Consider the following 25,762-nt stretch of genomic DNA (forward strand, 5'->3'; position numbering starts at 1 on the left):
GGAATGTTATACCTTTTTTATCGAAGAAAGTAGGGATTTAGTTGCAAGATTTTAAAAGTTTAGGTATTTCCTCCAATTTAGAAGGGAAATTAAATAAATACGGGATTACTAGTCCAACACCAATACAAACAAAAGTAATTCCATCTTTGCTAAAAGGACAAGATATCATTGCACAGGCACAAACAGGCACAGGGAAAACATTTGCTTTTGCTTTGCCTATATTGGAAAAAATCAAAAAAGATGCCCTTTATACCCAGGCGCTCATCCTTAGTCCAACAAGAGAATTGGCCTTACAAATAACAGATGAAATCAATAAAATAAAAGAAGAAGACATAACTGTGCTTGCTGCCTACGGAGGACAAGATGTAGAAAAACAGCTCCATCGTTTAAAACAGCATATTTCTATTATTGTTGCAACGCCGGGACGTCTGATCGACCATCTGAAAAGAGGAACAATTGATTTAAGCAGCCTTTCTTTTCTTGTATTAGATGAGGCAGATCAAATGCTTCATATTGGCTTTTTAGAGGAAATCGCATTTATCATGAGGCAAACACCAAATAATCGCCAAACAATGCTGTTTAGCGCTACTATTTCATCTGATATAAAAAAATTGGCTAAAAAATATACAAAAAATGCCGCATATGTCACGGTGGAAAAGAAACAAGGACCTGCCTTAACTGTAAAACAAATCAGCATGCACACGCCACCTCGGGCAAAGCAGGGTGCTTTAATGTCTCTAATTAAAGAAGAGCAGCCATTTATGGCCGTTATTTTTTGCCGCACTAAACGTCGGGTGTCTAAATTATATGAAGTGCTTCGCGCTAATCGTTTTTCCTGCCGGGAACTTCACGGCGATCTTTCGCAGGCAAAAAGAGAACAAGTGATGAAAGAATTCCGTGAGGCAAAATTCCAGCTATTGATTGCAACAGATGTAGCAGCAAGAGGGTTGGATATCGACGGAATCACCCATGTATTTAATTATGATATGCCAATGGATGCAGACAGCTATGTTCACCGAATTGGCCGAACAGGCAGAGCAAAGGCTGAAGGATATGCGGTTACATTTTATTCATCCGATGACCGTCCTTTATTAGATGCAATTGAAAAAGAATTAAATATTACCATTGAAAAGAAACCATTGCCGAAAAAAGATGGAAATGGAACAGAACAGTCAACAGAACCGATCCATCAAGCAAGCACTCATTCTAAAAATGCCAATGCAACAAAAGGAACCTTTAAAGGCAAAAGAAAAAGCAAACCGGCGAAAAAAGACGCTGTTTCCCGTAAGCAAGAAAACAAGCAGAAAGAAACAAATCCTGCCTTTGAGCGCTTTAAAGAAGCACGCAAGAAAAAAACAGCCGGCAGTGCCATCTTTAAGCCGAAAAAATCAAAAAAACGCTAATTCGTTTTTTCTTTTTATCCGGTAGATGCTTTTTTTCTACTGGATATCTTACATATTATACAGAAATGAATAGGAGACTAAATCATGTTAAAAAAACAGATGCACGCATATTTAGAACAACAAGCAAAAACAGATGAACCGCTTTTTTTCTTTACAGAAGAAAAGAACTACCTGCTTGAACACTCTTTTGCTATAGATAAGGAGCTGCAGGAAAAAAACACCCCAGAAAGATTTCAAAATATATACTTAGAATTAGCAAATAAAGAAACAGATGAAACGATTGAAGAGAATGTAGATTCCGCTTTTTTATCCACAGAAATCCACTATTTCGAAAAAAAGATAGAAGAATATTTATATGTGGAATCAGATGCTTTTAGCATTGTTGGACTGGAATCCCTCTCTTTAGAAGTAGATTCTGTTTTTCGCACATATGAAGGGATATTCGGTTTGAAAATTCCTAAAAAGGCAGAAGGAGCAATCCGAAGCTTTTTCGAAAAAACATTAGCAGGGGACCATACTACCTATAATTTAATGTTTAATGCACAAGACGGGATGTGGGATGTCAACTTGCCGATTGAAGCAATCCCAGGTTTCTCCAAACAAATGAACATAGGGGACCTCTTGCAGCTTATCTATTTATTTCTATTCCAATTAGGTGAAGAATTGGAAAAAAAGTAGTAGAATAAGGAGAGAAAATGGCAAAATGTTGGATGAATACATTATTTACATATGTAAATGCAAGAAATGAGGGAAACGTATGTCAGATTCAATCGTACGTGTAAAAGTGAATAAAAACGAGTTTACTTGGGATAAGGAGAACGGATTATTTAGCTTTGATGGTGCACCCGCCCTTCTTTTTTGGGATACTGCCATTGAATTATTTATTGATACTATTATGGAGGTTTCCGGTTCAGATGTATCAACTGCTGTGTTTGAAACGACCGGATTCCGCATGGGCCAGCTTGTCAGCAGCTATTATAAGGACAAGTTTGAGATTAAAGAAATTCTTGCTCAATATAGCGATATTTATCGGAATGCGGGCTGGGGCAATGTAGAAATTTCTTATTTTTCATTAGAAGAAAAAAAAATAATTGTCCGTTTACAAAATAGCTGGGAACACCGCATCTTTAAATTATTAGATAAGAATCAAGCATCTGTCCTTTTGCCGAGTCATTGGGCAGGTGTATTCTCTAGTCTGCTTAAAGAAAATATGTGGTATAAACTGACGAAAAATCAACTGGCTGGGGATGAATATGATGAAGTGGAAATTTTTCTGTCGGCCTTCTCCCCAAATCAAAATATTCATGCTCTGACAAGACAAAAAGAACAACGCTATATCAAGGAACTAGAAGAGCAAGTCGATAAACGTACAGAAGAATTGACTAGCCTTGTAAAAGCGTTGTCTACCCCTGTTCTGCCAGTGCTGCAAGGGATTTTGGTCATTCCTCTTGTTGGGAAATTTAATGATGAACGTATGGAAGACCTTATGCAAAAGGCTTTGTTTGAGTTTAAGAAACAACGGGCCAATTATTTGCTTTTAGATTTAACAGCCGTTAGCGATTTTGATGAATATATGGTCGACCGCTTGCAAAAGTTAGTGAAAGCAGTAGATTTAGTAGGAGGCAAATGTATTTTAGTAGGCATCTCGGCTTCTTTCAGTCTGAATATCATTCAATCAGGCGTTCAGCTAAAGGATATCCCATCTTTTTCTACATTGGAGCAGGGAGTCGAGTTCGCTTTAGAACAAACAGGTTTTGAACTAACCAAAACAAAATAATGCCTTCTTATTTTGTATAAGGCTGCTAGAAAAGAAGCTGCTGTCGCTTTTTTCTAGCAGCTTTTTTTTATCCTGCCAAAAAAAAAGAGAAATTTTCCAATTATGAGCAAATGGGCTATAAAAACGCTGTCGCTATCTAAAACGGCCATTTTAATGAAGCTTGGTTTAATGCTACTTGATTGTGTCAACACTGATTTAGAAAGAAGGCAAATCAGGGGAGAGAGCATAAAAAATGAAACAAATTATATTAGCGGTCATAATTGCAGCACTTATATTTTCGCAAAACTGGAGCAATAACAATAACCGAGCAGAAGCAGATACTGTTTCGTTTTCCATCAGCAAAGAACTACAGACTATTGTTTTAAATGAACCTGCATTAAAAGGCAGTCTTGCAGGCATTAGCATTCGAGATCAGCAAAATGGCAATATAGTGTATGAGCATATTGGAAATATTAGGCTTGCTCCTGCCTCTAATATGAAATTGGTGACAGCAGCTGTTGCCTTATCTGTTTTAGGAGAAAATTATCGTTTTTCTACAGAAGTAGCCACAGATGGAAAAGTCAAAAATAATGTTTTGCATGGCAATCTTTATTTAAAAGGAAAAGGCGATACAACCTTAATGGCAGATGATTTGGACCAGCTTGCCCGCACTCTAAAAAAGAAAGGCATTCAAAAAGTGACCGGCAGCCTTATCTATGATACAAGCTGGTATGATTCTATGCCATTATCTATTGATCTTGCTTGGAGTGATGAAGCGGCCTATTATGGGGCAAAAATTTCCCCGTTAACCGTTTCGCCGACAAAAGAGTATGATGCAGGAACGGTTTTAGTGGAAACATCTCCAGCTCCAAAAGCAGGCAGCCCTGCCATCCTTGCTGCAAAACCGGCAACAAAGACAGTAAGGATAGTGAATAAAACCAAAACGGTTGAAAAACAAGGCAACAAGAAACTGCGCTACACAAGAGAGCATGACGGGAAAAAAATTATTGTGTCAGGCACCATTCCTCTCGATGCTTCGGCTGACTCCGAATGGGTATCTGTTTTTGACCCAAGCAAGGTCGCAGCCGATTTATTTCAGCAAGCTTTAACCAAACAGGGAATCCAAACAAATGGCATTCATAAAGGTGTTACACCAGAACTTTCTACGCTTATTGCCTCACATAAATCTATTCCATTAGCTGAGATTCTGATCCCTTTTATGAAATTAAGCAATAACACCATTGCCGAAACATTGCTGAAGGAAATAGGAAAAGAAAAAAGTGGAAAAGGAAGTTTCGAAGCAGGCATTGCTGTTGTCAAAGAGGAGTTGAAAAAGTTTGGACTAAATCCTGATCATATGCTGATTCGCGATGGTTCCGGCATTTCGCCGATTGATTTTGTGACTGCAAATGATCTATCCCTTTTATTGTTTCATATCCAAAAGAAGCCGTGGTTTTCCGTTTATTTAACTTCCTTGCCAGTGTCAGGCAATAAAGAGCGGCTTGTTGGCGGAACCCTGCGGTATCGCCTCCATTCTGAAAATACAAAAGGAAAAGTGCGGGCTAAAACAGGATCTTTATCTGCTGTGAGCACATTATCTGGTTATGTAGAAAGCAGAAGCGGCCAAAAGTACATCTTTTCCATTCTTTTGAATCATCTAGTAGACGATGATAAAGGAAAACAAATTCAAGATAAAATTGTGGAAGCATTGGCGGCGCATTGATGCGCTTATCTTTTGATAATCTGCAACGTCAAAACTGCAGTCTACATGATTCTCTCGTTTTTTATAATATAAATGGTAAAATTTTTTCCTCACTTACATCTTTTTTCCAAAATTGGACAAGATAAAAGCAAGATGAACACCTAGGAGGAAAATGAATGAAAAAAGAATTGCTTTTTGCGTTTGCTGCCTTTTTTTTGATGTCCTTAAGTGCGATTACAGGTGTATATGCATTAGAAAAAGAAGAGATAAACAAAATCGTGCAGGAGAAATCCATTGATTTTGCCAAAGATGGTTCCAATGAAACAGTTCAATTAAAAGGAATCACCACAAAAGAAGATCCTAATTTTTTCAAAAAACTTTTTTTGGAAGTGAAAAATGAAGCCAATAAAACCAATACTCTTCCCTTAGAGGGCGGCTATAAACCAACTTTCGAAACGGTGGATATTAATGGTGATCATGCAAAAGAAATATTTATTACCGTTTTCACTAATAAAAAGTTGAGCAAAGCCAATTATTATTTATATTCGGTATCAAAGGGCAATGTAGAAGAGATACCATTGCCAGAAATCCCTAGCATTTCCAGTCAATTCAAACCGGATTATAAGGCCGAATTATCTATTTCAGGACAAAAAACCTATTTATTTAATTTATACAGCAAAAAAGATACATATGAGAAGTTAGGTCTATATCACAATGGCCAATTAAATGAGCCGACGGAACTAATTGTCCAGCCATTTTCTCCTCTTACTGTCATCACTTATCATGAAACTCCTGCTTTAAAAGGAAAACAAAAAATAAGCGGGATTGCACCGGTTGATACCATTGCTTATTTAGAAACCATATGGACGAAAACAAAAAAAGGCTGGAAGCTAGAAAAAATGACCATGAAAGAAATAAGCCATCACGGACAATAAATGGGAAAAAGCTTAAAAGTACTAGATATATTCAATCAGTACTTTTAAGCTTTTTTATCAGAAAAATATTTTAGCATTTGGAGCATAAAAAGCATAGGAATCCATCTTTTCTTCGTTTTGCCACTTTTTCTAATCCGTAAAGTAGTATAATGAAATATAAGTGAACTAGAATTGTAGGCAAGAAGGGAATTGAGAGATGATATGTCTTATTTAAAGTTATTTGTTTCTGCTTGTATTGGCGGATTGCTTTTTCACTTTTTTCATTTGCCGTTGGCGTGGATTCTTGGTCCAATGATTGGCACCATTTTTTATACGAAACTCACCAGACACTCGATAAAAATGCCGATTCTTTTTCGTGACTTTGGTTTAATTTCCATTGGATATATGATCGGCCTTACCTTCTCCAAAAAAGCATTAGTGGAAATGTTTACCCATTTGCCCTCCATGTTAGTGATGACTTTATCCATGATTGCATTTAGTCTGATTCTTGCATTTTTTACCACAAAAATTACACATACAAACTACAAGTCTACAATAGCTGGAAGCATTCCTGGAGGGCTCACACAAATGGTGGCATTATGCGGAGAAATAAAAGGCATTGATCTTGCCGTAGTGACGATTATCCAAGTGACCAGAATTGTATCTGTTGTAATGCTCGTTCCATTCCTTGTATACAGTCCTTTGCTTCACGGAAAAGAACAGGCAAGCGACGGAATTATACATATCAGCACTTCTTACCACTGGTCTATCCTATCCTTTTTCCTATTGGCCGCAATTGCTGCTTTTTTGAGTAAAAAGGGGAGATTTCCCACCCCTTTCCTAATTGGTCCGATTATTATGATCGCCGTTCTTGTCATAGCAGGAATTCATGTGCCAGCACTGCCGGTCAGTGTCATCAGCATTTCTCAACTTTTTATTGGCATTGATTTAGGATTGCGAATAAAACTCGGAGAAATGGAGAAAAAAGCCATGTTTTCAACTGTCGCTATTATTTCTTCGATTTTATTGGTGAGTTTTTCCTTTGTTTTAGGCATACTCCTCCTTCATTTAGAAAATGGCATCACACTGATGACCGCATTTATCGCCCTTGCTCCAGGGGGCATGGCAGAAATGGCGATACTTGGCCAATCCGTGGGCGGCGATTTAACCATTATTACGACCTATCAACTATTTAGACTGTTATTTATTCTTTTTTGTGTACCGTCTATATTAAAATGGATGTTTCTTTTATTGGATTGGAATGAAAAGCGGAAATTGATAATAAAAAGTGAGGAGAAATAGCATCCTAGCTAAAGAACCTTTTTACCGCAGTGAAACCGACAAAAAGGAAAAACAATAAAAAATAGACAAATGACATTAGGGTGCCGTTTGTCTATTGCCTAGTTCCTTTATTTTCTATATGCTTGAGTAGTTTCTCTTTTTTCAGCTTTTCATTTCCATTTCACCTCAAAATAGTGAAGAGAATCTTCAGGTGTAGCCCAATGAGGAAGATTGTTAAGTGGAGAGTAGTTTAAAAGGGACATGTATTAATAAAAAAGCCAAAAAGAACATTGGGTAAAAGCAGCAGGAGTGTACTGTATTGCTATGAAAATAAAGGCTGTTCGAGTATAATTTATATAAAGGAACGCAAGATAGTCTCATTTAATAAGGTATAAGAAACTATTTAGGAGTGATTATATTGCGGAATGAGGAGAAAAAGGATATGGAAACAAACACAAAGCCGATTGAATCAACTATTGTATGTGAAAAAGACTACGAAAAATTAACAGATATGGTTCGTAATCCTGCAAAACCAAGCAAATTTGTTGAGAATATGTTCAAATTATATCAAGAAAAAAAGAACAATTAATTTTATCGTATGTTTGATTATATTTCCGAAGAATATTTATCTAATGCTCATATTGAAAAATTGCAGGATTTTCAATGTAAAGATGAAATACAAGTGGAAACTTTTCTGAAGGAAGAGGCTTTTCCATTAATGGAACGAAATTTAGTCAGAACTCGATTATTCTTCGACCAACAGAAGAATTTAATTGGGTTCTATTCTTTGTTTAATGACACCATAAAAATGAATAAACAAAAAAGAAAGCAATTGGATATAAATTTGCCGGATAAAGTGAAAGAAATCCCCGCAATACGTTTGCATTATATAGGAGTGGATAATAGATATAGAAAAAATAACTATGGTCTTTATATAATGTCCTCTGTTTTATATCATACCGCTCTAGTTGCGAAAATAAGCGGCTGCCCTCTAATTATAGTAGAATCAACCAAAAACGCCAGAGCATTTTATGAAAAATTTGATTTTACCTATATATGCCCAAAAGATAGCTATTACATCTATTCGTTAAATACAAAATATTTTGCAGGCTTAGTAGAGAATCGTTAAAAAGTCCGCTTATAAAATAAATCATATTAAATCTCCATTCCTAAAAAAAATAAAGCGAATGGGGATTTTTTATAATTGTTCGTGTTCAAAAGAAATAGAGAAGTGTCCCGCCTATGGAAGAATGGCACTTTCACAAATAAAACACGAATTATAAATTATTTTTCATCGTTAATATTCGTATTTTCCTTTTCATTCCACTCGGATTTTTTCTTTATCTTAAACTTTTTTCCTCTACGCTCCTTATACAGCGTTCCATTATTGCTATTTTGTGTAAAATAAACTAATTAACTGATGCCTCATTAAACCAACAAGTTTATCCAGAAGGCCGTACATTAGGAAGAATCGCTTGGCATTTTACAACCATTCTTCCAGAGTATTTAGCCTATTTTGGATTGGATATAGAACAAATAGATGATGCCAAACAGGTTCCCTCTACAGCACATGAAATTGCAAGAACTTTTAGAAAAACAAGTTCCAAAACAGCAAAAGTTATTGAACAGCAATGGACAGATGAATCTCTTAAGCAAATACAAGAATCGAATGATAAGATTTTAATGGGGCTAATTAAGCATATTGTGCACCATAGGGGACAAATTACGGTTCTGATGCGGGCAAGCAGGGCTTAAATCATGTGGGGTTTATGGACCGCCAAAGGAAGACTGGATTCATTTAGGTGTAGAAACTACTCCCCCGCTTTAAATATATTTGCCGTGACTAGATGGAGACATCATACAGCATAGCAAAAAAGCGACCATCTGGGATATATCAGTTGATCGCTTTTTTTTGCTAAAGCAATTGCATGCTATTCAGCGGCTTGAAACATGTTTTGTCAGAGCGGCAGATTTTCTTATATACCCTTTATCGCGATGATAAAGAACCAAGGCAATGACCAATACTCCTGCTGCTACCCAAATGGATTTGTTTCCTATATAAGTAGTAGTAAAGGTTCCTAATAATGCACCAACTAAAAAAGAAATAATAATGACAAAAAATTGTTTAAACTGTTTTTTTGCTTCTGCATCATGATAAATAAATGCTGCATAAGCGGCTTGAGTTGCTGTACGCAGACTTCCGGTCGTCATGGTCGAATTATAGGCCCACTTATCCAATTTATTAAAAGTAGAAATCTGCAAAGAAGAAACAAAAGCAAGACTTGTTGTAACGATAATATTTGGCATGCTTGCCGGCAAAAAGCCAACGATTATCAATACAAGACACTCCAAAATAAGAATAGAACGTCTATAGCTGTATAATAATTCCCGCAAAAAGGGAAGCTTCACCACTTCTGAAACTAAAACTCCTATAATAAAAGCGACGATTGGGGGGATGAAAACAAGTGCATTCCTCCATTCTCCAGTCGCTAAATGAACGGCAAATAAAACGATATTTCCTGTTTGTGCATTCGCAAACACTCCGTCCCTTGAAATAAATGTATAAGCATCTAAAAAACCGCCAACCATTCCTAGTAAAACTGCTAAATGAATGGAATTCGAAGCTAAGGAGGGAAGTGTTTTTTGTATAGGTCTCATTTATTGTAAATCTCCTTTATTTGGTGAAACATTTTTTTCTGGTGGTGTTTCACTCTTCTGACATATATTTTCTGCTAAAACTTTAACATAAAACCACCATAAATTCTGTAAGGAAATTATGAACATTGACCAAAAAGAGAAAAAATAATGGAATGGTTGGAATAATAACAATCAGTTTCTTTGATTTGCTAAAAGAGAAATAATATTTTTAATTTTACGAATAATAACCTATGATAACTTAATGCTTTATTATTCGTTTTAATATGTTATACTTTAATTGTGAAAAATAATATAAAGTATAACATATTAAAAGGAGCGGATGTTAATGAGTGTTACAATTGCAATCAATGGGTTTGGCCGAATTGGAAGAATGGTATTTAGACAAGCTATTCTAAATGAAACAATTCATATTGCAGCAATTAATGCTAGTTACTCTGCAGAAGCGTTAGCACATTTACTTAAATATGACACAACACATGGCAAGTTCGATGGAGAAATACGTTGGGAAGAAAAGGCGTTAATTGTAAATGGAAAACGTATCTTGTTAATTAATGAGCGAAATCCATCATTATTACCTTGGAAACAATTACATATAGACATTGTGGTAGAAGCAACAGGAAAATTCAACAGCCGGGAAAAAGCTGCACTTCATTTAGAAGCAGGCGCAAAAAAAGTAGTGTTAACAGCACCTGGAGACAATGCAGACGCAACGATTGTCATGGGAGTAAATGAAAAAACACTTGATATACATAAACATACGGTTATCTCCAATGCATCGTGTACCACAAATTGTTTAGGACCAGTTGTCAAAGTGATTGACGATTCATTCGGCATTGAAAATGGATTGATGACAACCATCCATGCGTATACAAATGACCAAAATAATATTGACAATCCCCATAAAGATTTAAGAAGAGCAAGATCTTGCGGGCAAAATATTATTCCAACAACAACTGGCGCTGCAAAAGCTTTAAAGCTGATTTTGCCTCATTTAGAAGGCAAGCTTCATGGAATGGCCTTAAGAGTGCCAACCCAAAATGTTTCTCTTGTGGATTTAGTGGTTGATTTAAAGAAAAACACAACGGTTGAAGAGGTAAACAATTGTTTTGCTTTAGCACAACAAGAAAATTTTAAAGGCATTTTGGAAATTACCGATGAACCATTGGTATCGAGCGATTTTAATACAACAACGGTTTCAGCAACAATCGATGGCTTATCGACCATGATGATTGGAGAAAAAAAATTAAAGGTACTTGCCTGGTATGATAATGAATGGGGGTATTCTTCAAGAGTGGTAGATTTGGTCGCTTATGTTGGAGAGCAGCTTAATCGAAAAAACACAGTGATGGTTGGCTGAAAAATCGAATAGTGCAAAAAGAGGTTGGCATTAGGAAAAAAGGCAAACCTCTTTTTCTTGTTCTTATAAAAATGGCATATTATTTTGCTGTTTGTTCGCTTCCATTAAGAGGGAGAGTATTTTTGCTTAGAAATGATTTATACCACAAAGCAATGAATAGGGCTGCTAAAGCTATAAAACTTGTAATAAAAAAGCAATGGAAGGGGGGATATAATCCAGTGTTGCAGTAAAGTCCCAATCAATTCAAAAAAACTGTTTACTTTTCCAATTAAAATCAGACGCAAATAATTTCCACCATAATCATAAAAGGGGACCATTAAGCTGAAATTAATTTGCTACACATACAACTATTTTGAATTTTTAGGAAAATTAATTGTGACTGCAACAGCAAAAAATCATTCATTTGCTGAAACAAGAAGAAGAAATGGATGCATTAAATCTTGCTTTTGTCTTGCATATATCCGATATGGCAGCAAAACAACATCTATATGCTCTTCAGAAAAAGGACCTTGTTGCATATAAGGAATAAGGAGGAGATGCGTAAAATAAGAAGGCCAGCGAAAATGTGGCGATTGCCTTCTGCTGCAGATAAATTTTTCCCAAATCGTTATGCCAAAAGTCTCCACTATGAAGGAGGCCTTTGGCAATAAAGGCTTAGAGCAATTATTAAAAACAGGGAACCAGGAACTGATTGAGGCGCTTCTGCAAAAAATAGGGGGAAATCAATCATTAAAGAGAAATTAGAAACATTGGCCGACTTAAGAACAGAAGAGGGCTATATGGCTGAAATAAAACAAGAAGAAGATCATTCGTATCTCCTTATGGAAAAACATTGCCCCATTTGTGCAGTCGCTTCCGCTTGTTCAGGATTTTGCAACAAAGAAAAGAAATTGTTTCAGGCAGTTGGCAGGAAAAACCCGCTGCACCTACCAAATACGTGAAAATCTTATCATCTAAGGGATGAAACTAGATACATTCTTATTTTAATTGGCATAGCGGGTGATAAACGCTATATTTCGCCCAATATGCTACGTTAAATAAGTGAAAACACAACGGAAAGAAATCGCTTTCTTTATGAGCGGTTTTTATATGGATGTTGACACTAAACTTAAATAATAATATTGAAAATAGTATGTGCAAAAATGAGCATATCAAAAAGAATACAGATGGACGATTAAAAATTGAATAGCCAACTATACATATAATAAATAATGAAGTTTTTGTTTGATGCTCGCAAAAAACCTCCAGAAAAAAACAAAAAATAAAGATGCATGGATGAATGCTATAATTCATAATTGAAAACAGTCTCCATAGAAAATTTAAATTCAAACTAATTAATATATAAATGGGAAAAAATTTTTATTTCGTCTCACTATTACTAGTATACTTAATTATGAGATGAAAAATAAGCATTTATCTGTTTCTTCCTATAATATATATTATGTCGGGGGCGTTATTCGAAATGACAAAAAGGCAAACAATGTTTCCTCCACTGATTTTATATTTTCTAAATCAATATATTTTGTACTGTATTCAATTTCCTCCCTTTTCTGTAAAATTTTCTTATCATTGATGATAACTAAAGTTATTGACCCTATTCTAGAAATAAACACTATAAAGGCCGATAATACTACTTCATTGTAGTATTATCGGCCTTTATTTATAGTTCAATTTATTGTTTCCCTAAAAGGTGCAAACAACTGCTTGTTATTTTTTTGAAGAGATAAACTCTTTTTCTACAGGAAGTAAGTTGGATATCATGTTGTTAACAGCACTAAACAAAGCTTTTACAGATGATGTCATAATATCTACGTCAATCCCACAGCCCCAATATACTGCACCATCTAAAGTGGTGATTCCCACATAAGATACAGCTTTTGATCCTGAACCTATCTCTAGCGCATGCTCCTTATAAACTAAGTCCTTATAATGGATATCCAATTGGTTTTGAAGAACATTGCTGATAGCATCTAGTCTGCCATTTCCACTGCCACTCAACTCGTATTCTTCATTATGTATCCGAATCGATACAATCGTTTCGTACTGTTCATTTGGAGTAAACTTGTAATTGATAAACTCGACAGGTTTCTTAATATTGATATATTCCTTAATGAATATATCATAGATTTCATTCGGCATAAGTTCCTTGTGATTGTGATCTGAAACATTTTTCACACTATATCCAAAGTTTTCACGCATTTGGGCAGGCAAATCAAATCCATATTTTTGTTTAAGTATATAACCGATGCCGCCTTTTCCGGATTGGCTGTTGATTCGGATAATATCTCCTTCATATTCTCTGCCGATATCCATCGGATCAATCAATAGATAAGGTACGTTCCAATGCTCACATTCCCTTTCTTCGCGCCATTTCATTCCTTTGGCAATGGCATCTTGATGAGAGCCTGAAAATGCAGTGAACACAAGTTCGCCTCCATATGGATGTCTTTCATGAACCGTCATTTTTGTCAATTTTTCATACACAGATATAATTTTAGGAATATGATCAAAATTCAGCTTGGCATCTACTCCATGGGAAAACATATTTAATGCAAGCGTGACAATGTCTACATTTCCTGTTCTTTCTCCGTTGCCAAATAATGTTCCCTCCACTCTCTGTGCTCCAGCAAGCATTGCAAGCTCTGCATCTGCAACGCCAGTGCCCCTGTCATTGTGCGGATGGATAGAAAGAATGACATTATCCCGGAAGTTTAAATGATTACTCATATACTCAATTTGGCTTGCGTACACATGAGGCATAGACATGGATACAGTAGCCGGCAGGTTGATAATCACCTTGTTGTCAGCTGTAGGCTGCCATATATCAAGCACTGAATTGCAAATATCTAGCGCAAACTCCATTTCCGTACCTGTGAAGCTTTCTGGAGAATACTGAAATTTGAAATTCCCTTCGGTTTCAGCAGCATATTTCTTCAGCATTTTTGCTCCAGTTACAGCAATGTCAATAATTTGTTCTTTAGATTTTCTGAACACTTGCTCACGCTGTGCCACAGAAGTGGAATTGTAAAGGTGCACCACCGCTTTATTCACACCTCGCAGCGCTTCAAACGTTTTCTTTATAATATGCTCTCTTGACTGTGTCAACACTTGAATGGTCACATCATCCGGAATCAAATCTTGTTCAATCAATGTACGCAAAAAAGCATACTCTGTTTCTGATGCAGCAGGAAAACCCACTTCTATTTCCTTAAAGCCAACTGCTAAAAGCAATTGAAAATATTCTAACTTTTCTTCCAAGCTCATAGGAACGACCAACGCTTGATTTCCATCTCGAAGATCCACGCTGCACCAAGTAGGAGCCTCTTCGATATACTCCTTCTCCGTCCATTTTAAGCTTTTTGCTGGAGGCATAAAGTAACCCTTAGAATACTTTTCAATATTTTTCATTTTTACTTCCCCTTTTCCTTAATAAATAGTTTGTTTAAATTAAAATAAAAAAAGCCTGTCATCTCATAAGAGACGACAGGCTTTGCCTACGTGGTACCACTCTTTTTGATTCATTAAAAAACTAAATGAACCCGCTTCAAGACTTTATTACGGCAGTCAACCGTTAAGACCTACATATCAGCCCTACCACTCCTGAGCGAGTTGGGGAATTCATCGACTGTCTTTCACCAACCGACAGCTCTCTAAACGATAAATATTCCTTAATACTCTCAATCCATGTGTTTTGAATTATCTAATTTTCATAATTTTATAATTTGTTGGATAAATAGTCAACTCCTAATTTAGCTGATTGCTTTTCCTTCCCTTTCTGCTATGTATGACAATATTTATTCGGCAACTATCAACGCTATAGCAATAAATGCGAATAATTTTACAAAATTTCAATAATTCATATACATTTCACCCTTCCTTTTTCCAAAATATATTTTTTCATTTTAATGAAATAGCTATCCCTTTTCATAAAGCGGGAAAATAAAGTGATTTTCTTATTGAATCAAAATAAAAAGCCTTGCTGCATAAAAAAACAGCAAGGCACTTAAAATTTTCTACTACACTTTATTTCTTTTAATAAATGTTCCCATCTATCTATTATCATTCTTTTCTATTAGGAATCTTTGATTTTCTAAAGCCATCAAATATATGAATAACAGCAAATACCACAAAAATTGAAATGATTCCACCAGTTATCCACGCTTTTAACTGCAGAGCTGTGATGGAAAATAAATCGGTCATATAAAAAATAAATTTTTGGTTCAGCAAATCTGGATTGCTGAAAATAACAATAAACACAGTGGTTGCTAAAATTTCGATAACCCCATTTATGATTGCCATATTTTTGGTCCACTGCCCTTTTATTAATTGATAAATGGCCAATGCAGCTTCTGCTCCGACAATGACAACAACAAACGCCCAATACTGCAGCAAAATATCCTGATTCAACGCTGGTATAATAAACTCAAGCCTATTTCCGCCCCCTTCATATACTCCAAGAAGATGATTGGCATAGAAATAAAGTGTTGCCCATATCGCTGTCCACATGAGACTTCCAAATACTTCAAACTTTGTGATAGCCTTTTTCTTTGGGATATAAGGAATATTCTTTAAATCATCGGGCTTCCACGGCTGAAAACTTGCCGTTAAAGGCGTTTTGTCTTTTACTTTGTCTGTTCGCTCTAAAATAGCAAAAACAATGGTTAACCAAAAGAAAACTTGAAAACCTGCTTCGAGAACCCTCCAAATTCCTATTCCGATCATGTCTAATACAAGATTCATAACTGCTTCTTCCCCATTAAAAGCAATAATATGCTCTGCAATCATGGAAAGCAGTGAAATAACAGCAGCAATAGGCAAAATCATTTTTAATAAAGATAGGTATAAATCAAAGTAGCGAGGCCCAATTAAATGCATAGGCTGATCCCGATATCTGCTGGCCAAAATAGCCGGATTTCCCAGTTTCTCAAGCACTAATTTTACATCGCCTTCTGTATAATCATCTGAAAGCATATCCTCAATAGTAGATCTTAACTCCATTCCAATATCTTCACGGTTTTTTTCAGGAAGCCTTCGAACAACTTCTTCTATATAAATCTCAATCAGATTCATTTTCTTCCTCTCCTTTTAATAATCCATATAGTTCTTTTGAATTTTTTAGCCATTCCTTTTTCAACTGTAAAAAGACATCTACTCCATATTCACTTAAAACATAATATTTGCGGGGCCTGCTTTCAGTCGTATCCCAACTGCTGGTTACTAGTTCCTGCTTTTCTAAACGACGAAGCAAAGGATATAACGTGCTTTGATCAATGGGAATTCCTGAATTCTCCAATAATTGAACCAAAGAATAGCCGTATTGTGGTGTTCGCAATTGGCTTAAAACAGCTAATGTCAATGTTCCTCTCCTTAACTCCGTCATTAATGAATTTAGTAATGTACTCATTCACCCACCTCATTTATTAGATACTATATGTCATACACTATACGGTTTATACTATGTATCATACACTATTGTTGTCACTCAAACAATTGAAATAAAAAATATTTACATAAAAGCTGATTTCCTCATAAATAAAATATTTTTTTAATCGCTATAAATCTTGATAGTCTGGGAATTTCTATTTTTTTTAAGTTCGCTATTTATTATGTCGAGGTCTTTTTTTAATGACAAAAAGAGCGAGTATTGTCTACTCGACTCTATAACGATAATCCCTGGATTTTATTGTTTCTACATCAATGTAATTGATGCTGTATTCAATAACATCATTGATAAACAATTGATGCTTTTTGGCAAATTCTTTGACGCGTTCTAATAATTCTTTATCATACGTTGTTTTATACTGAACGCGATCTTTTGGCCTTGTTTTTTTATCAAACATGATGATTCCTTCTGCCATCACATGCTGCAATCCATTTTCAATTAAATAATTGGCATGTGTATCATGTTCATCAGCCAGTTCATTTAATTGTGCAATAATGTTCTTGCTGATATTTGTTCGAAATTTGACCCTTGTTTCATCGACTTCTTGAATTAATCTTCCATTCACCTTTTTCCACATATTTATTTCACCTTTTGTTTAGGATGTTTTAAGCTATATAATTATTTATAACATTATAATAAATGATATTTGCAAGTTTGGTCACCTTTACTTATCTTTGAATGTTATTCAGCAAAAAAATCTTCATAAGGGCTGGCATACAAATCGATATCAAATTCCGCTTCGATACTTGAGGCAAATTTGATTGCTTCTTTATCGAGATATAAAGCTGGAGTGCTTCCATTTGCTATTTTAATTACGATAAAAAATTTGCATTCAACTAAATAGTTCTCTTTTATTTCCTTTATTACTGAAGTTTTATTTTGCAGCTTGTTTAGGATCTGCTGAAGCTGCTCATTGACATCACACGAAACTTGGTAGCCCGTGCTTAAATCCCAACTCGTCTCTTTTCTGGAAAATGATGAGGAACGATTAGCGATTAGTTCACCTTTTTTATAAGCTGTAGTAGGCAATACTCCTAATTTTCCAGAGATATTTTCTATTGGGAATGCATCGCCAAATATACTGAAACAAACCATTACAGTTGTTTTTGTCATAAGTCCCGCCTCCTTCCAAACTTCCTCCTATTCTAGTTAAAGTATTTCTCCACTTCGTTCTTATCTTTTAAAATGATAAAATCCATATTCTCTTGTTGAAAACTTTTTAAAAGCTTTGGTTTGCTGTCTGTTTCAAAAACTTTATTCCATTCAAACATCTTTTTAAATAGGCGAAAAGAAGGTGTATAGTTGGCTTCCTCTATTCCTAATAACTGTCGTATATATCGTTTTGTAATTCTATATTTCCTTACTAAATAAGGGGTATCCAACAAGATGACTATATCCGCATGCTGAAAACTTTTTGCTACCCAGTTGTGATATTGGCTTCCTTCTATAATCCACCTTTTTGTCTTAACTATCTCATCTAAATAGGCATCTCTTTCCTCATCCGTTCTTCTGACATCCCTCAATTCCCCCCTTTTCCATACTACATTATCCAGCTCATAATAAGGCTGGCCATATTGTTTCGATAACACTCGCGCTAATGTAGTTTTCCCGCTGCCTACTGAACCAATAATATGTACTTTATCCGGCATATTTCTTTTCAATTGCTTCACCACGCCATCTATTATTAGCCCATACTCTCTACATTTCTTTGTTAGTTTATAATTACCTTCTTTCGTAATTAAAAATTATGAAGCCATTTTTTTCCTCTCGTATTCGCTATCAATAAATTTAAAATATGGCAGTAAAATCCCTAACAATGAGACGATACTAATAATGGAGCCTACTCCTATGTATAAAGGGCGTATTCCCCATAATTCACTGAAAACACCGCCCGCTGCTACTCCTAATGGCATCATGCTTCTTATAATAAGTGAACGCACAGAGAAAACTTTGCCCATCAGTCGCTCTGGCACTATTTGTTGGGAAATGGTCAAGTTGTTTACATTAAAAACCGCCATCACGATGCCAGCAAGCACTTCTGTAGCTACAGCAAAAACAATAGAACTGGTCATTCCTAAATTAATATAAGTTAAGCCGCCTATCATTAAAGAACCGAGCATAAGCACTCTTCTGCTTTTTAGTATAATTTTCCCCACAAGCAATGTGCCAATCACATATCCTAAAGGGAATCCCGCCATAAAATAACCGTACATTGTGTAATTTCCATGGAGCACATCCGTTATATACGGGATATTGATCACCATTGCCACCCCTACGCCAAATTGGACAAACGCAAGGAATATACCTAACCAAACGATTGTTTTTTGCTGAAAAAAATAGCGGCTTCCTTCGATAAATTGTTCTGCCCAAGTTTTTCGAACACTTGAAACCGTTCTTTTTTCATGAATGCCCCCTAATAAACAGCCGCTTGCAATAAACAATAGACATACTAAACTTAATGACAAACGAATTCCTCCATACTCGATAATAATTCCAGCCATAACAGGAGCACAAAATGTCATAAAACGAACAATGCCATCTGTATAAGCATTTGCGGTGCTTAATTGTTCAGTGGAAACAATTGTCGGCAGAATTACTTGGTTGGCAAGCGAATAAAAAGGAGAAATAAGGCCTACCAGTATTTGCACGGCATATATATGCCAAGGGATTAATGAATTGGTCAAATATCCAATCAGTGGAATAAGAAAAATAATTCCCCTGCTCCAAAGGGAAAAGACCATTATCTTTTTTCTGCTCCATTTGTCAATATAGGGCCCAATAAATAATTGAAGCACAAGTGAAGGCAAAAAATAGACTAGCCACATGCTGCCCAAAGCCATTGGCGAACCAGTCAATTCATAGATTAAAAGAGAATTGCAAAATGCTCCGACAGCACCGCCCAATTCAGAGACAGCATTTCCTATCCACATACATGAAAAAGATTTATTTTTAAATATACGCAATCCAGCACCGCTTTCTCTTTAAATTTCAAGTCTATCTTAGGTGCAAGTATAAATCTAATTCTTTTGCCAAAACATTAATTGCCTCTTTTTTTAAAACGTATCTTGCATTTCTTATCTCTACTAACTGAGCGGATCTCAGCATTTTTAAATGATGATGAACCGTTGATTTTCCTAAATCTAATTGATCTGTAATCTCCTGAAGTGTACGACTACTTTCAAATAGCAGTTTCACGATTCGTAGTCTCATCTCATCACCTAAAGCCTTATATTTTGCTACTAAAAAATTGTTTGGCATATATTTATCAGCTGAAAATACACTCTCATTGGAAACAGGATAATAATATACCTTCGCTCCCTCAATATCAGCAGCAATATTCCATGGACGATAAATAAATTGTGGAATCAACAAAACTTTATATACACTTGGTTCAGGTGAATAGGTAATGCCAGCTGTTGCCCATTCAACCAATTCTTCCGGATTCATTTTTGTTTTCATCTTTTCTTTTGTTGCAGCATCTGTTTGCAATATGGGAGTTAAATTGCTTAATTCCGTCTCCACTACTTCCTCGTACCATCCTGTCATGACACATATTAGATGGCGTTTCAATTGCTCAGCATCTGCATGACTAATAAATGCAATGTAATTTGGAAAAAAAGAGTTATCTTGTGTTAATTCCATTAGTTGTTTTATGGCAGTTTTAACTTTATTTGCTGCTTGTTCTCTTAAAGCTTGCTGTGATTTCCCTATGTATGGAAGACATATAAATTTTAGTTCTGTTGGTGAAAGTTCCTGTATATAAGATGTAAATTCTTTTATGGTTAAAAAATCCTTTTGATGCAGTAATTGCAGTAATGCTTTCCATGTATTATTTTTTTCTACATAGTCTAAATGATTACATAACTCTACAGATAAAGATTCTTTTTGTTCTATCCAGTAGCTCCTTGGTTTTTCTAATGTATCCAATAATGGAGTATTTGTAATGGCAGCTATTCCTAATGCACATTCCCATAATGCCGAATATTTTATTTCCACTTGATACGTTTCTTGTTTTCTGCAAGTTGCACTAAAAACTTCCATACTCGAATACCTCCCCTTAACGTTTATTCCTCTTCATTCTATATTGATAGAATGAAATATTCAATAAATATAGAATATTTATATATGATTTTACATATAAAAAACTTAGTTCTTTCTAGATAATGGTGATCATTAGGAGTAATGATGAATTCTCTGTTAATAAAAAATGGAAGAACTACTTAATTAGCAGCTCATCCATTTTACCAAACAAATCTTTACAATTATGTATCGCCACAACCAAAGAAAGAAAGATGCACCACGACCATTATAATACGCTTCATTTCGCATAAAAAGAATAAACAGTTTTTATTCCTTTCCTAATGAAAACCCTTCAAACAGTCTCCCCCCATATGGCTTTAATACCATATCACACAAATGAATTACCTTATCTTTTTCACCTAATCTATAATAATCCTCAAATGCTTCAACAAACTTTTCGGCCAATGCTTCATCGTATTCTTTTAATGCACGAATAATCCATTTGGAAGAGCCAATCCAGCAACCATTGGCTCTTAAAACAAACTCCTGTAGAAGTTCCGCTAGTGTATTAGCTATAAATAGTTCTTCCCCACGTTTAGTTGATCCTATAAAGTCGTCGAGAGCGTCTGTTATAAAATAACGTTTTATTGTCAGTAATTCTTTGGTCCACCTTTCAGGGCCCTTATCCAATAACGATTTCGCCTCTTTTTTTATAGATTCTAAAATTCCCTCATCTTTTAAAATAATCCCTTCCCATACCATTCTTGGCATAGAAGGTTTTGCATTGTGATAGTCCCTATCAAAAAAATGTTTATAGGAAGTTAAGTTATGAACGAAAATCTCTATTGCCCACCCAAATTCTATCAAAGACTCTCTGTAGGAAGTATGAATACCTTTATCAAATACGACTATATCAAGATCAGAAGTAATCGTTTCTTGCCCTCTCACAACGCTTCCAGCTAATACCGCACCTTGACAGTAGGGAAAATGCTTATCAACAAATAATTTAGCTGCTTTCAGCGGTTCTAACCTTTTAGTAGTTCCCACTATTCCATCCCCCATGATTAATTTAGTTCATAATAAATTTGAATGCACCTTAAATTTATTATGTAATGAAAATATAATTTAAAATGGATCATTCGCTGATGCAATAAACAAAAACCTTATCTATTAAAATTTGCTCATTCATTCCATCAACAAAAAGTTTGCTGCCCTAACTTTAAAGGTGTTTTACATTCTGACTGCCTTTTTATAAAAGTAAGGGTGGCATTTTCATGGAATAATACTTTTATATATTTGAGATTTCCTATCCTTCTATTAATGTTTTTATACAATGGATTGAATTAGTACTTTTTAATATTCCTTTAAACCAATAGTCTCTTCTTCGGAATAGCATAAAAACTCATTTGCAATTTGTGATGGCAAATGAGTTTTCTATTACAGACTGACATCTAGCTTTGTTTTAAAATATGGATTGTTTTAATCATTCTAATTTAATTATTTTGCTCCAGACATTGATAAACCGCCATCATATCTCGTTTATTCAACTCGCGAATACGGTGGAAAATTGGAATATCTGCAACAGCCTCCATATTTAGGTTTTCATCAACAACATCACTTACTTTGCCAGTTAGCCATGTTTGTATGTTTGTGCCATTGACGATTTTCTTACGCCCTTCCTCATCAATGCCACTTGCATAACAACTAACACATGGAACCGATAATTTATGCACACCATCATGGAGCCCATCTTCCGAAATTACTTTTTTTCCTTTACAGAAGGGGCATGGATGACTTTTTTTAATCTTATTAATTAGGGTGACTATTTTTTTATAACCAAACGCTTCATAGACATACGTCAATTTTTTGTATTTTCCATTGGTGAAATACTTATCAATAATTGTTTCTCTAGTTTCGTCAATATTGGCAAAATCACAGATTGTTAACAGACTTTTGCTGCTTATTGCTTCGATATTGCCTTTTATTCTGTCCCAAAATGGTAAAACATTTTGTAATACCATTTCATATCCTGCAAAGCTTGCGAGCTCTAGTTCAAACATTTTCAGCGATACTTGTATTTCCCTAGGAAGTAAAGAAACCTCTTCCGTAAGTGCAATATCGCCGCCAACAATGGCTTTTAGTTTTTCCAGTTCTGGCAGATTCCCTACCGTTTTTATGACTTCATCAATAGGTTGATGAATAATCTCACGAATATCCACATCGCCAAAATTTAGTTTTTTACAGTGATTTAGTACAGTTCCTCGACAAACTGGACAAGTAATCATCTCTTTTGATGCTTTTATATGCTCTTTAATAATTGATTTCGAAATAGCCATATAACGCCCAATGATTAGATTAAAACCTTCCCATGTTCTTGAAGCCTTACCTGCTTTATCATAAAATGACTTTTCCCAATAACCGTATAAAAAGGTATGCTTTTCTGCTTCTGTCATCTCGTTATAACTTTTGCTTATATCCTGACCAAGTTCATTTTTTATCTCATCAAAGATGAATTGCAATTTTGAAAATTGGTAGTATTTTAAAATCTCCATCACATCTGGATGCAATAGGCCATCCCAAAATGGCACAGTTTTATCCTGAATAACAACATCAAAATCAAATTTTTCAATCATCCGGCGGCCTGAGCAGCATGAACAATGATTGTTTTGATAATAGAAATCGAAGCTGTTCGTATCTTTATTGGTTGGATGAGCGGCTACTATATGATTGATCAAACCACCAATTTCATAAAGAAAACTATATTGACTATACAGGTGCCGTTCCAGATCAATGGCGATAACGGGTGCAATTGTTTCAGATTCATATTCACCATAAATCAAACGGGCCATTGATGATAAGCTTTTTAAGATGCCGCCCTTATAAATGTTTTCTGCATTTTTAAAATAGGCAATATGATTTTCTTTTAAATAGTTAATTCCCTTTTGGTGATTAAGTGTTGAAGAAATTTGCAATGGAACAACTCTATCTTCCTTGTTTTTTTCACGATAATAATCATCATGACTGACAACATCAAGATGTTGAACAGGAGCAAGCTGTCTTTTACCAAAATCAACAATAAAATCAGAGCTTTTTAGCATGTAAGTATTATGTTCAATCATCATAATGGAGACAGATTCATCCTGCAGAATGCCTCTGATGCTATCAATAAATTGATTTAAAATATTTTGTGATAAACCTTTTGATGGTTCGTCAAAAATAAAAAGCGTATGTGGATTTCTTGAGTTGGCAAACAGCTCAGAAACTAAATGAACACATTGAAATTCGCCTGTCGACAGGGTTTGCGTTTTTCTTTCCAATGTCAAATAACCGAGTCCCAGCTTAATCAGTAAACTCAAGCGTTTATGAGCGATGTCTCCATTTGGAATGTCCTCCATAATATCTTCAATAGAGCGCTGAAAAATATCATCAATTTCGTTGCTGTATTTGGTGATTTTCTTTTTAATATCAAGAAACGTTGCGACAGTGGACCGGCTGGTAATCGATTGGTTTCGGTCCTGCCCTACCATGACCAGTTTATCTTTTGGATATCGCTTCAGAAAATCCTTGGAGATACACTCATTTACAAGGGTCGATTTCCCACATCCAGACTCACCTGTAAAGGTTACAAGTCTATTTTTTGGAATCTGAATTTCATCTATTTGAACATTACGACAGTAAAGATCATGAAATTGATAGTATCCTGTTGGCATTTCCTGATTTCGTTCCCAAAAAATAGGTTTTGGACGAGGAGATTCCCCGACAATTTCCCCACCGTATTTGCCACTGCCAGGACCAAAAAACAATTGCTCATCAGCTGTATCGAGCACTGTGTCAGAGTGATCAATAAGCCAGATTTGATTCTTATAGCCCAATTGTTTAATCTGTTCCAAAATTTTCAATAGAGTTTGGCGATCAAGACCAACAGAGATTTCATCAATGATAATCACAGTATTTTCACTGGCCGCCATAAATTCCGCCAAGTAAAGCCGTGTTAATTCTCCTCCTGACAATGTACCCATAATCCGATTTAATGTTAAGTAGCCAATATTCATATTGATAATATTTTTAAGAATATATTGTTTTTCTTCATTAATATGTAATTCCTCTGAAAGGGAATGAATCGATTCAATGCTTAAATTGTTGATATCAGAAATACTATACGACTGATTCCATAATTCTATTTTATAATGCTCAACTTCCGGATTATAACGCCTGCCTTTACACTTTTTACATTCGACATTTTTGGTAGTGCCCCGTCCTTTACACTCCGAACACCAGCCTAATGCATTATTAAAGGAAAAAACTTCTGGCGAAAGATGAAATTTTTCTGCAAGCCTCTTGCGAATCTCTTTAAAAACGCCAGTATGGGTGCCAATCGTGGAACGAGGATTAGAAGAAATGGATGACTTCCCTAGAAAAAGAACTAAAGGCATATCCTCTATCTTGATGGCACTAAAATTTGTTTTCATTATATTAGAAAACAAATACTGATACTCAGCTTTAGGCAATAAGGAAACGAGACGCTTCTTGGATTCTTCACCAATGGTTTGACAAAATGTGGTTTTGCCAGATCCAGACAAACCGGCAATTCCTAACGATTGATCTTCCCGTAAGACGGCATCTAAACAGTTAATATTGTTGACAATTAATTGTTTTACTTTCATCGGATATCCTCCTCATTTTCTAAATCTAGCATTACCATGTTAGCATACCTTCAAATGAATTTGTTTTGTTTTAATTCATTTGATTGTAGAGAAATCAATGAAGTAGAGTTTACTAACCTTAAATAGTCCAGCATTTTTCATTTTGTGACAACTCCTTATTTCGGTATATTTTTTTATCAAAATTAGCTTTTCACAATTTTTTTAGGCAAATATTTTAAATTTATAGCGAAACGATGGGAATAACCATTTGTATCGTTGTTCCTAATCCACTAGTTGCATTGCTCTGTCCCCCGTTCACTTCTACACTAGATACCCTAAGCTGAACCCTCCCTTATCAATCCATAAATCGCTCGAAAATATAAGGGTTTTGATTCTTATATCAGATATCCTATGTATATTTCGCCAGCCCTTTTTTACATATTTCAAAAATAGAAAAGATTCAATTGCACAATAAATTTCGTTATAATGATATTCTAAGGAGGTGTTTACATATGGAGAATCACTTAAGATTGTCTGGTACTTCTTCCACTCATGCAAAGCCTATTATTGGAAAGGCGATACTTT

21 protein-coding genes, 1 pseudogene and 1 other annotated feature are annotated in these 25,762 nt (G+C 35.3%); of the genes and pseudogenes, 11 read left to right on the forward strand and 11 right to left on the reverse strand.

Annotated elements, in window-relative coordinates; all coding sequences use genetic code 11:
- Positions 1-41 precede the first annotated feature (41 nt).
- The 9 genes and pseudogenes from NCCP28_RS12200 to NCCP28_RS12240 all read left to right on the forward strand — a co-directional run.
- Positions 42-1,403: a DEAD/DEAH box helicase gene (locus tag NCCP28_RS12200; RefSeq protein WP_248561673.1), complete on the forward strand. Its 1,362-nt coding sequence runs from the start codon at positions 42-44 to the stop codon at positions 1,401-1,403.
- Between the two features lie 84 nt (positions 1,404-1,487).
- Positions 1,488-2,081 carry a branched-chain amino acid aminotransferase gene (locus NCCP28_RS12205; protein ID WP_248561674.1) on the forward strand — a complete coding sequence of 198 codons (594 nt, stop codon included), beginning with the start codon at positions 1,488-1,490 and terminating at the stop codon, positions 2,079-2,081.
- A gap of 79 nt (positions 2,082-2,160) precedes the next feature.
- A complete protein-coding gene (locus tag NCCP28_RS12210) occupies positions 2,161-3,180 on the forward strand; it encodes an STAS domain-containing protein (protein WP_248561675.1) in 1,020 nt (339 codons plus the stop codon).
- Positions 3,181-3,412: 232 nt separating this feature from the next.
- Positions 3,413-4,882: a D-alanyl-D-alanine carboxypeptidase/D-alanyl-D-alanine endopeptidase gene (gene dacB, locus NCCP28_RS12215; RefSeq protein ID WP_248561676.1), complete on the forward strand. Its 1,470-nt coding sequence runs from the start codon at positions 3,413-3,415 to the stop codon at positions 4,880-4,882.
- A 155-nt stretch (positions 4,883-5,037) separates the two neighbouring features.
- On the forward strand, positions 5,038-5,796 hold the full coding sequence (locus tag NCCP28_RS12220; RefSeq protein WP_248561677.1) for a hypothetical protein: 759 nt from the start codon (positions 5,038-5,040) through the stop codon (positions 5,794-5,796).
- Positions 5,797-5,997: 201 nt separating this feature from the next.
- Positions 5,998-7,077: an AbrB family transcriptional regulator gene (locus NCCP28_RS12225; RefSeq protein WP_248561678.1), complete on the forward strand. Its 1,080-nt coding sequence runs from the start codon at positions 5,998-6,000 to the stop codon at positions 7,075-7,077.
- Between the two features lie 421 nt (positions 7,078-7,498).
- Positions 7,499-7,645, forward strand: coding sequence for a hypothetical protein (locus NCCP28_RS12230; RefSeq protein ID WP_248561679.1), 147 nt, complete (start codon positions 7,499-7,501; stop codon positions 7,643-7,645).
- 129 nt (positions 7,646-7,774) lie between these two features.
- Positions 7,775-8,185: a GNAT family N-acetyltransferase gene (locus NCCP28_RS12235; protein WP_248561680.1), complete on the forward strand. Its 411-nt coding sequence runs from the start codon at positions 7,775-7,777 to the stop codon at positions 8,183-8,185.
- A gap of 284 nt (positions 8,186-8,469) precedes the next feature.
- A pseudogene (locus NCCP28_RS12240) lies at positions 8,470-8,884 on the forward strand (DinB family protein); the annotation flags it as partial.
- Between the two features lie 107 nt (positions 8,885-8,991).
- On the opposite strand, the gene NCCP28_RS12245 reads toward NCCP28_RS12240, so the two are convergent.
- Positions 8,992-9,714, reverse strand: a complete 723-nt coding sequence (locus NCCP28_RS12245; RefSeq protein WP_248561681.1) for a YoaK family protein — start codon at positions 9,712-9,714, stop codon at positions 8,992-8,994.
- Positions 9,715-10,039: 325 nt separating this feature from the next.
- Here NCCP28_RS12245 and NCCP28_RS12250 point away from each other — a divergent pair, with 325 nt between their 5' ends.
- Both NCCP28_RS12250 and NCCP28_RS12255 read left to right on the forward strand, forming a co-directional pair.
- On the forward strand, positions 10,040-11,071 hold the full coding sequence (locus tag NCCP28_RS12250) for a glyceraldehyde-3-phosphate dehydrogenase (RefSeq protein WP_248561682.1): 1,032 nt from the start codon (positions 10,040-10,042) through the stop codon (positions 11,069-11,071).
- A gap of 749 nt (positions 11,072-11,820) precedes the next feature.
- Positions 11,821-12,012, forward strand: coding sequence for a helix-turn-helix domain-containing protein (locus tag NCCP28_RS12255; protein WP_248561683.1), 192 nt, complete (start codon positions 11,821-11,823; stop codon positions 12,010-12,012).
- 766 nt (positions 12,013-12,778) lie between these two features.
- On the opposite strand, the gene NCCP28_RS12260 is transcribed toward NCCP28_RS12255, so the two are convergent.
- From NCCP28_RS12260 to NCCP28_RS12305, 10 genes are all read right to left on the reverse strand, one after another.
- On the reverse strand, positions 12,779-14,479 hold the full coding sequence (locus NCCP28_RS12260; RefSeq protein ID WP_248561684.1) for a 2-isopropylmalate synthase: 1,701 nt from the start codon (positions 14,477-14,479) through the stop codon (positions 12,779-12,781).
- A gap of 65 nt (positions 14,480-14,544) precedes the next feature.
- Positions 14,545-14,765, reverse strand: a binding site (T-box leader).
- A gap of 365 nt (positions 14,766-15,130) precedes the next feature.
- Entirely contained in the window at positions 15,131-16,141 is a 1,011-nt protein-coding gene (locus tag NCCP28_RS12265) for a hypothetical protein (protein ID WP_248561685.1), read from the reverse strand.
- Positions 16,128-16,475: a PadR family transcriptional regulator gene (locus NCCP28_RS12270; protein ID WP_248561686.1), complete on the reverse strand. Its 348-nt coding sequence runs from the start codon at positions 16,473-16,475 to the stop codon at positions 16,128-16,130. The genes NCCP28_RS12265 and NCCP28_RS12270 overlap by 14 nt, the downstream gene beginning before the upstream one ends.
- Positions 16,476-16,719: 244 nt before the next feature.
- Positions 16,720-17,091 carry an rRNA methyltransferase gene (locus NCCP28_RS12275; protein WP_248561687.1) on the reverse strand — a complete coding sequence of 124 codons (372 nt, stop codon included), beginning with the start codon at positions 17,089-17,091 and terminating at the stop codon, positions 16,720-16,722.
- A 104-nt stretch (positions 17,092-17,195) separates the two neighbouring features.
- On the reverse strand, positions 17,196-17,627 hold the full coding sequence (locus NCCP28_RS12280; protein WP_248561688.1) for a DUF4279 domain-containing protein: 432 nt from the start codon (positions 17,625-17,627) through the stop codon (positions 17,196-17,198).
- Between the two features lie 32 nt (positions 17,628-17,659).
- Positions 17,660-18,184: an AAA family ATPase gene (locus NCCP28_RS12285; RefSeq protein WP_309296623.1), complete on the reverse strand. Its 525-nt coding sequence runs from the start codon at positions 18,182-18,184 to the stop codon at positions 17,660-17,662.
- Positions 18,185-18,259: 75 nt separating this feature from the next.
- On the reverse strand, positions 18,260-19,477 hold the full coding sequence (locus tag NCCP28_RS12290) for an MFS transporter (RefSeq protein ID WP_282579562.1): 1,218 nt from the start codon (positions 19,475-19,477) through the stop codon (positions 18,260-18,262).
- Positions 19,478-19,508: 31 nt separating this feature from the next.
- Complete coding sequence (locus NCCP28_RS12295) at positions 19,509-20,555, reverse strand: ArsR/SmtB family transcription factor (RefSeq protein ID WP_248561690.1); 1,047 nt, start codon at positions 20,553-20,555, stop codon at positions 19,509-19,511.
- 306 nt (positions 20,556-20,861) lie between these two features.
- Positions 20,862-21,581, reverse strand: coding sequence for a nucleotidyltransferase domain-containing protein (locus NCCP28_RS12300; protein ID WP_248561691.1), 720 nt, complete (start codon positions 21,579-21,581; stop codon positions 20,862-20,864).
- A 446-nt stretch (positions 21,582-22,027) separates the two neighbouring features.
- Complete coding sequence (locus NCCP28_RS12305; RefSeq protein WP_248561692.1) at positions 22,028-25,198, reverse strand: ATP-binding cassette domain-containing protein; 3,171 nt, start codon at positions 25,196-25,198, stop codon at positions 22,028-22,030.
- Between the last annotated feature and the right edge of the window lie 564 nt (positions 25,199-25,762).

This window comes from Niallia sp. NCCP-28 (assembly GCF_023168165.1).
Lineage (GTDB): Bacteria > Bacillota > Bacilli > Bacillales > Cytobacillaceae > Niallia.

Excerpts from the sequence above, each read along its gene's own strand:
- NCCP28_RS12205 (WP_248561674.1), top strand. The coding sequence starts at position 1,488 with ATGTTAAAAAAACAGATGCACGCATATTTAGAACAACAAGCAAAAACA.
- NCCP28_RS12210 (WP_248561675.1), top strand. The coding sequence starts at position 2,161 with ATGTCAGATTCAATCGTACGTGTAAAAGTGAATAAAAACGAGTTTACT.
- dacB (WP_248561676.1), top strand. The coding sequence starts at position 3,413 with ATGAAACAAATTATATTAGCGGTCATAATTGCAGCACTTATATTTTCG.
- NCCP28_RS12220 (WP_248561677.1), top strand. The coding sequence starts at position 5,038 with ATGAAAAAAGAATTGCTTTTTGCGTTTGCTGCCTTTTTTTTGATGTCC.
- NCCP28_RS12225 (WP_248561678.1), top strand. The coding sequence starts at position 5,998 with ATGTCTTATTTAAAGTTATTTGTTTCTGCTTGTATTGGCGGATTGCTT.
- NCCP28_RS12230 (WP_248561679.1), top strand. The coding sequence starts at position 7,499 with ATGGAAACAAACACAAAGCCGATTGAATCAACTATTGTATGTGAAAAA.
- NCCP28_RS12235 (WP_248561680.1), top strand. The coding sequence starts at position 7,775 with ATGGAACGAAATTTAGTCAGAACTCGATTATTCTTCGACCAACAGAAG.
- NCCP28_RS12245 (WP_248561681.1), bottom strand. The coding sequence starts at position 9,714 with ATGAGACCTATACAAAAAACACTTCCCTCCTTAGCTTCGAATTCCATT.
- NCCP28_RS12250 (WP_248561682.1), top strand. The coding sequence starts at position 10,040 with ATGAGTGTTACAATTGCAATCAATGGGTTTGGCCGAATTGGAAGAATG.
- NCCP28_RS12260 (WP_248561684.1), bottom strand. The coding sequence starts at position 14,479 with ATGAAAAATATTGAAAAGTATTCTAAGGGTTACTTTATGCCTCCAGCA.
- NCCP28_RS12265 (WP_248561685.1), bottom strand. The coding sequence starts at position 16,141 with ATGAATCTGATTGAGATTTATATAGAAGAAGTTGTTCGAAGGCTTCCT.
- NCCP28_RS12270 (WP_248561686.1), bottom strand. The coding sequence starts at position 16,475 with ATGAGTACATTACTAAATTCATTAATGACGGAGTTAAGGAGAGGAACA.
- NCCP28_RS12275 (WP_248561687.1), bottom strand. The coding sequence starts at position 17,091 with ATGTGGAAAAAGGTGAATGGAAGATTAATTCAAGAAGTCGATGAAACA.
- NCCP28_RS12280 (WP_248561688.1), bottom strand. The coding sequence starts at position 17,627 with ATGACAAAAACAACTGTAATGGTTTGTTTCAGTATATTTGGCGATGCA.
- NCCP28_RS12295 (WP_248561690.1), bottom strand. The coding sequence starts at position 20,555 with ATGGAAGTTTTTAGTGCAACTTGCAGAAAACAAGAAACGTATCAAGTG.
- NCCP28_RS12305 (WP_248561692.1), bottom strand. The coding sequence starts at position 25,198 with ATGAAAGTAAAACAATTAATTGTCAACAATATTAACTGTTTAGATGCC.